3 protein-coding genes are annotated in these 2,835 nt (G+C 60.9%); 1 reads left to right on the top strand and 2 read right to left on the bottom strand.

All coding sequences use genetic code 11. The annotated features are described in order from the left end of the window. On the bottom strand, positions 1-1,102 hold a 1,102-nt coding region (locus VBE63_RS26825; protein ID WP_323686057.1), incomplete at its 3' end, for a hypothetical protein. Positions 1,103-1,218: 116 nt separating this feature from the next. On the opposite strand from VBE63_RS26825, the gene VBE63_RS26820 reads away from it, so the two are divergent. After that, entirely contained in the window at positions 1,219-2,031 is an 813-nt protein-coding gene (locus tag VBE63_RS26820; protein ID WP_323686056.1) for a S24 family peptidase, read from the top strand. A 24-nt stretch (positions 2,032-2,055) separates the two neighbouring features. On the opposite strand, the gene VBE63_RS26815 is transcribed toward VBE63_RS26820, so the two are convergent. Further along, the gene (locus VBE63_RS26815; protein ID WP_323686055.1) at positions 2,056-2,511 is read right to left on the bottom strand and encodes a hypothetical protein; all 456 of its coding nucleotides are present in this window, start codon (positions 2,509-2,511) and stop codon (positions 2,056-2,058) included. Positions 2,512-2,835 lie beyond the last annotated feature (324 nt).

The following is a 2,835-nucleotide window of genomic DNA, read 5'->3' as shown; positions in this document are numbered from 1 at the left end:
TGTCACGAATGGCTGCTTGCTGCGTCGGGAAGCGCTCCGTCAGGCGAGCACTGACCGGCTCCAGCCCAAGACGATAGCGACAGTTGCGCGCGCCCAGCCCCGATGCGTCAAGCATGGCGTTGCCAAACTGCGAGTAGACGCTATCCGGTACCGCATCCGGTCGATCCAGCCCCTCGAGTCCCGCCGCCCGCTGCGGCTCCAGCGTCACACCGGTCGAGACCAGTGCCGAGGCCAGATCAGCAGGCGCCAGGCGCACCCCGGCGAGCCCTGAACTTAACGCCTCGATCAGTCCATCGAGATCCTCGGTGACGTTGAGCCAGTGCCGCAGCGCAGTGGTCACGCCCAAAGTGATCCGCCCCTCATAGCTGGCGATGAGCGTCGCGAGCCACTCCAACTGCAGCGACCGGGGTGCTCGACGGTAGAGGATCTCCACCCCTGCCTCCAGGGTCGGAGACACATTGACCAAGTGTTCCAGGCGCTCCACCGTGGGCGCCTGGCCGACGAGGTTCTCATAGAGCCGATCAGCGTCGACCACCAACGGTAGCGGCACGCTCACCCCGATGATCTCCTCCAGCAGGCTGGCCGCAGCCTGGCATTGCGCGATACTGAGATCCCCGCGCACCAAGGCGTGACCAGGAAAGCGCGCTTCCGCGAGCATGCCTACGGCCAGGACGGCCTGATGGTAGGGATAGCCCTGGGTCTTGTCGCTAAAGACATTGCCGTCGATCCAGCCCGCCAGTGCCTTGGTGATGAAGCTGTCCGAGGTCTCGCCGGGGCCGGGGCTGGAGCCAACGCTGGAACGAGAGCGCCGATAATGGGCAATGTCCTCGTACAGACAGAAGATCTCCGCCGTCTTCAGGGAAGACTGATCACCGCACACCCGCAGATGCCGCTGTGATGGGCTCGCCTCATCCTGTTCCAGCCGGGTCGAATACACCCAACGTCGGATCGCTTTCCCGTTGCAGTCGATCGTCTGCTGGCGAAGAGCCACCAGCCCGTCCGCGTGCCCTTGTAGGAAGTCTCGCGCTTGGGCGTAGAAGCCTCGCCAGGCTGCTGGCTCGATGGCCTCCGCGTCGATGTCTAGAAAGATGTAGACCCCCATCGCGTCATATCTCCCAAGCTGTTGAAATCCAAACTGTTGAAATAAAAGTCCGAACGGGCCGGACAACTGACATGGATCGACTCGGCGTTTATCCATGCGTTTATAAGATAAACAACATGTTTGTTGTTGTCCATCAGGCGCCGTTTAGACTCTCCGGCATGAATTCAATGGCGAGAGTCGAAGCAGAACTTCGCGCGCGCGGTGAGACGCTGGCGTCCTTTGCCGCGCGACTCGGCGTGCGCAGCCAAGACATCAACAACTGGAAGCGTCGGGGGATACCCAGGACCAAGCAGACCTCTGTCGCTGAGGCATTGGGCTGGAGTCTTGATCAGTTGTTGACAGGAAAAACCGTGGCGCCTGACCAACCGAATCGGCCGCAAGCGGAGCAGTCCCAAGCGGATCAGCCGAACAGCCATGTCATGTCGACGGCTGGCAGAAGAGGCGCCGCCGACGATCCGAGTCGCGTTGGATTTGGGGTCCGCGAAACCCGTGACGGCGATCCGAGCGAGTATGCTCCCTGGCTTCCCAGGCAACGCCTTGCGCTCCACCAGGGGCAAGTGGTGATGATCGAGGAGCGACACGCGCCCGTAGCCTTTCCCGCGGACTGGTTGCAGCGCCAAGGGCTGCGGGAAGAAACCCTGGCCCTTTACCAAGCAGAAGGGGATAGCATGGCCCCGCTGATTCGAGCTGGCGATATCCTACTGATCGACCGCGCGGACTGCGATCCTGCCAAAGGAGGCGTGTTTCTCCTGCACGATGGCCGCAGGCTGATCATCCGGCGAATCGATATCGACTACGATGGTGCCTGGATTCTCCGCTCAGACAACCTGGCTCGTTATCCGGATCGCAGGGTCGCGTCGGCGATGCAGCAGATCCAGGTCAAGGTGATTGGGCGTGTCGACTGGCGGGGAGGGGAGATCAACGCATGAGGATGGCGATTCATCTCAAGCGACCTAAGGCCAGAGCTTGAGGATGCCGATGATGAGTCCGCCGGTGCCGATGGTGACGCCGAAAGACCAGCGCATGAAGCTGTCCATGCGTTGCTGCAGGCCGCGAATGTCTTGCTGCACGCTCTCGAAGCGCTTGTCCATGTTTGCTTGCATCAGCTCGAAGCGCTTGTCGACTTGTTCAAAGCGCTTGTCGATCTGCTCGAAGCGCTTGTCGACTTGTTCAAAGCGCTTGTCGATCTGCTCGAAGCGTAAGTTCATTTCCGTGCGCATGGTGTTGAATCCCTCGCGCATCAATTCGCGCTGGGTCTTGAGCTCTTCCTCGACCCGGATCATGCGCTCGCGCAGCTCGATTTCGTACACGACGGGTGGTTTGCCGAGGCTCTGCTCGGCGATCCAGTCGCTGATGTGGTCTTTGACGTACTCACCGATTTGTTCGAGGTCTTGCTGAGCGAGGGCCATGTTGAGTCTCTCTGTGCTGCCAGGGTCTGCTTCACCGCACATTATCGTACCATCCGGATGCTCGGCTGAAGATCAATCGGGGAACGTCCCCGATTTACGCGCGAGTTTCTACGCGACCCCTGTTTTACGCGTCGTCCCGGCCGGGAAGCCGGGACCTAGGCCAGGGAGGGTAAGCGGGTGGTTCGCTGCTGAGCGTTGGTGCCTGCTGCGAGGTTGCTTTCCCTGCACGGGATTCCGGCTTCCAGGCCGGAATGACGAAGAGAACGAATGGGGGCAAGCACACGAATGGGGTCAGGTCTTGCAATCGAGCAGGTTAAGCGCCTT

Origin of the sequence: Lamprobacter sp. (assembly GCF_034860625.1) — a bacterium.
GTDB lineage: Bacteria > Pseudomonadota > Gammaproteobacteria > Chromatiales > Chromatiaceae > Lamprobacter.
This window is presented reverse-complemented; position numbering and strand designations above follow the sequence as displayed.